Annotated in this window: 3 protein-coding genes and 1 pseudogene; all 4 read left to right on the top strand. The window is 60.7% G+C overall.

What is annotated here, in order from left to right; genetic code table 11:
- On the top strand, positions 1–1,316 hold a 1,316-nt coding region (locus tag FEM54_RS25885), incomplete at its 5' end, for a terminase (protein ID WP_138453593.1).
- A gap of 7 nt (positions 1,317–1,323) precedes the next feature.
- A complete protein-coding gene (locus FEM54_RS25880; RefSeq protein ID WP_138453592.1) occupies positions 1,324–2,790 on the top strand; it encodes a DUF4055 domain-containing protein in 1,467 nt (488 codons plus the stop codon).
- Positions 2,783–3,826 (top strand): structural protein, encoded by a 1,044-nt coding sequence (locus FEM54_RS25875; protein WP_138453591.1) that lies wholly within the window; start codon positions 2,783–2,785, stop codon positions 3,824–3,826. Before FEM54_RS25880 ends, FEM54_RS25875 begins: the two co-directional genes overlap by 8 nt.
- 68 nt (positions 3,827–3,894) lie before the next feature.
- Positions 3,895–4,273, top strand: a pseudogene (locus tag FEM54_RS25870) (hypothetical protein); the annotation flags it as partial.

Here is a 4,273-nt window from a genome sequence, read left to right as displayed (position 1 = left end):
GCTTCACCACTGAGTGCTGCATCATCCAGCTGGACGCGGCTCTATTCGAGTCAGCCAAGTGCGCCTTGATCGCTCACACCCTGAACGACGCCAAGCGCCTGTTTCGGGAAAAGGTGAAGTACGCCTACGACAATCTGCCGAAAGAGATTCGCGCCGCGAACCCTGCGAGTAATGACGCAGCCGGTGAACTGGTATTCAGCAAGGGCGGATCGCTCTACGTCAGTACTTCATTCCGGGGCGGCACGCTGCGTTACCTGCACGTGTCCGAGTTCGGGAAGATCTGCGCCAAGTTCCCACACAAGGCCCGCGAAATCGTCACTGGCGCCTTCGAGGCCGTGGCTACTGACTGCTTTGTCACCATCGAATCAACAGCGGAAGGCCGGGCCGGCTACTTCTTCGAGTACTCGCAAAGCGCTGAGAAGCAGCAACTGTCCGGCGTGGCCCTGGGCCTGCTGGATTGGAAATTCTTTTTCTTCAGCTGGTGGAACAACAAGGCCTACTGGCTCGACCCGGCTACAGCGATCATCCCTGACCGCCTGAGCATCTACTTCGAAGAGCTGGCAGCCAAGCACGGGATTGTCACGAACCCAGGCCAGCGCGCCTGGTACGCAGCCAAGGAGAAGACGCTCGGCGACGACATGAAGCGGGAATACCCGTCGATCCCCGCCGAGGCCTTCCAGCAGTCAATCGAAGGCGCCTACTACGCCAGGCAGTTCACCAAGCTTTACGCCTCCCAGCGCATCGGTGTGCTGCCGGACAACAGCCACCAGCCGGTGATGACCTTTTGGGACATCGGCGTCGGCGACTCAACGGCCATTTGGTTCGTGCGCCAGGTCGGCGCCGAGTTTCATGTCATTGACTTCTACCAGAACAGCGGCGAAGGCCTGCGGCACTACATGAAGGTGCTGAAGGATCGTGGCTACGTGTACTCCGAGCACTGGGGGCCGCACGACATCGACAACCGCGAATTCAGCAGTGATGCCAAGACCCGCCGCGAGATGGCCCGAGAGGGTTACGAGATCGACGGCCAGCACTACCGCATGACCTTCCAGGTGGTGCCCAAGATCGGTGTAGACGACGGCATCGATCAGGCGCGGGAGATCCTGGCCCATTGCGCATTCGATGAATCCAAGTGCGAAGAAGGCATCACCGCCCTGGAGAATTACCGCAAAGAGTGGGACGACAAGAAGGGCTGCTGGAAAGACCGGCCGCTTCACGACTGGGCATCCCACCCTGCTGACGCATTCCGCTACTTCGCAGTGGCCAAGACCAAGCGCGTAGCAATGACCCATATCCCCGTCACATTCACATTCTGAGGCCCATATGCCCAACTACAGCGCCATCAGGCAGGAGTACGACGACGCCTTGCCCGGTTGGCAGCTGGTCAAGCGTTGCGTAGCCGGGCCGCGAGAGATCCGCAAGTACAACGAATATCTGCCAATGCCTGACCCACTCAACCAGTCGGACGAGAACAAGGCGCGGTACGATCAATTGAAGAAGCGCGCCATGTTCCTGAACGTAGTGGGGCGTACTCGCACCGGCTTGCTGGGCGCGGTGTTCCGCAAGACCGCAGAGATCGAGTTGCCGTCGGCCATTGAGTACCTGGTCGAGAACCTCAGCGGCAACGGTGCCAGCTTGGAGCAGGTCAGCAAGGAATCCACAGGCGAGTGCCTCGACACAGGGCGCGGTGGCTTCCTGACAGACTTCCCTAAGGTGGAACTGCCAGAAGGCCAGACGGCGCTGACGGTTGCCCAGGCGGCCAATGCACGGGCCTACATCCACCTCTACTGCGCCGAGAGCATCGTCAACTGGCGCGAAGACGTGATCGATGGTGTGCGCCGACTCACGCTGGTGGTGCTGCATGAAAAGATCAACGAGCCGACAGAGGACGGTTTCGAGTTCACGGCCAAGGATCAATACCGGGCGCTGATGATGCGCGGCGGCCGATATGTGCAGGCCGTGTACAGTGCTGACGATCCCGAAGGTAAGGAAACCGAGCCGACCGACAAGGCTGGCAAGCCATTCGACCACATCCCTTTCCACTTCTTCGGCTCAGAGAACAACGACGCCAGCATCGACAAGGCGCCGCTCGAAGACCTGGCCGAGGTCAACATCCTCCACTACGGCAACAGCGCCACGGTGGAAGAGTCGGGGTTCATCAGTTCGCAGCCGACCCTGTTCATCACCACATCGATCAACACGGACGATTTCGTAAAGGCCAACCCGAACGGCTTGCACATCGGCTCACGGCGCGGCCATAACCTGGGCGCCACTGGCACGGCAACGCTGTTGCAGGCCAACGAAACCCAGCTGGCCCGCGAGCTGATGAAGGACAAAGAGCAGCAGATGCTCATGATCGGCGCCCGTATCGTCCAGCAAGGCAGCGGTGCCGAGACTGCCGAAGCCGTGCGCATCCGGTACAGCTCCGACAACAGCGTGCTGGGCACCATTGCCGGTAACGTGTCTGAGGCCATGCGCAATGCTCTTTTCGACGCCCAGCGCTTCATGGCTGGCGAGGTTGACGAAGAGGGCACTGTCTTCTGGCTCAACCAAGAGTTCTTCGATGAAGTCATGGATGCGCAGATGATCCTGGCCCAGATGCAGTTGTGGCAGCAGGGGATCATCGCCAAGAAAGACTTCCGCACCAACCTGCGCCAGTCCGGCGTGCTGGATTCGGATCGCGCTGACGAGGACATCGATGCCGACCGCGAGGAAGAGGCGCCGGTGGTTGGCAGTGAGCCAGAGCCGGTTGTGCCGCCCGACAAGAAGCCCGAGGTGAACGATGAGTAGCGAGGGCTATCTGACGGACGCCACCACCCGGCACCAGATCTACGTCCAGCGATACGCGGGCGGGAACCTGAAGCGGGTGGCGGCATTCATCAGCAAGGCCATCAAGACGGCAAAGGATCGAGTTACGGGAGGCCTGAGTGATTACGGCACTCGTCGTTACACTTCGCAGATAGAAACGCTCCAGGGCGATTTGCGGGGCATCTACGACGACTTGAAGGGCCGCGCACAGCTGGACCTTGGTGAGTTCGCAGCCTATGAGGCTGAATTCAACGGGAAGATGCTGGGCAAGGTCATCAAGGCCGTTGTTCAGCTCAACGTGCCGTCGGCGGAGATGGTGAGCGCTGCGGCGCTGGCTGATCCTCTGCTGCTGGAGGCTCGCAATGGCATTCAGCGCATCAGCATCAGCGGCGCGCTCGACCAGTTCGGCACCAAGAAGGCGGCCGAGATTATCGGTGAGATCCAGATTGGCTCAAGCCTGGGCGAGACCAGCCAACAGATAGGGCGGCGCCTGACCAGCATCCACCAACTGCACCAGGACCAGGCTACGTCACTGGTTCGCACCATGACCAACCACATTGCCAGCACGGCGCGCGTGGAAACGCTAAAGGCCAACGACGACATCCTCAAAGGCATGCGGCGGATCGCCACGCTCGACTCCAGCACCACGCTGTACTGCATGGGCATCGATCAGACGATCATTCCGCTGGATGGGCCAAAGCCACCCTATCACTGGGGGTGCCGCACAACGCTGGTGCCGGTCCTCAAAGATGAGTTTGCCCGCGAGATACCAGGCTCTACCCGGCCCTCAATCGGACCTGACGGCGTGGCCATGGTGTCGAGCAAGACGAGCTATCAGGACTGGCTTTCACGCCAGCCTGCAGCCTTTCAGCGCGACATCCTTGGGCCGAACCGCTACGCGCTGTTCAGCAAGGGCGATCTGACCCTCGACAAGTTCGTCGACGACAACGGCAAAACCCTGACCCTTCAGCAACTGAAAGACCTTGAACCGCTGGCCTTCGAGCGAGCGGGACTATGAACAGCCGGCCATGAGCCGGTTTTTTTACGCCCGAGGCTGAGCCAACGGCAAATCATCCGGGGGATGACATGAAATACTTGATCGACAAGGCTGCATACGACGCACTCGAGCCCTCCCTGCAAGCCTTCTACAAGGCCCAGGGCGAAGATTACGTGCTGGCCGTGGAAGGGCTGCCAACTGGCGGTGCCGACCTTGAAGGCCTGAAGCGTCAGAACCAGACGCTGCTGGACGAAGCCAAGGAGGCAAAGCGCCTGCGCCGTGAAGCTGAAGAAGCCCGCACGCAGCAGGAGCGAGACGCAGCCAAGGCCCGTGGCGACTTCGAACAGCTGTATGCCAGCAGCGAGCAGGCCCTTGCGGCTGAGCGCGCACGCCTGGCTGAACTGACCGCCAGCATCGAACGGCGCGACCTTACTTCAGCGGCCAGCAAGATCGCCACCGGCATCGCCG

This window comes from Pseudomonas edaphica (assembly GCF_005863185.1).
Classification (GTDB): Bacteria; Pseudomonadota; Gammaproteobacteria; order Pseudomonadales; family Pseudomonadaceae; genus Aquipseudomonas; species Aquipseudomonas edaphica.
Note: the sequence above shows the minus strand (reverse complement) of the source record. Positions and strands in the feature narration are given on the sequence as shown.

Coding starts and splice junctions, on each gene's coding strand:
- FEM54_RS25880 (WP_138453592.1), top strand. CDS start 1,324: ATGCCCAACTACAGCGCCATCAGGCAGGAGTACGACGACGCCTTGCCC.
- FEM54_RS25875 (WP_138453591.1), top strand. CDS start 2,783: ATGAGTAGCGAGGGCTATCTGACGGACGCCACCACCCGGCACCAGATC.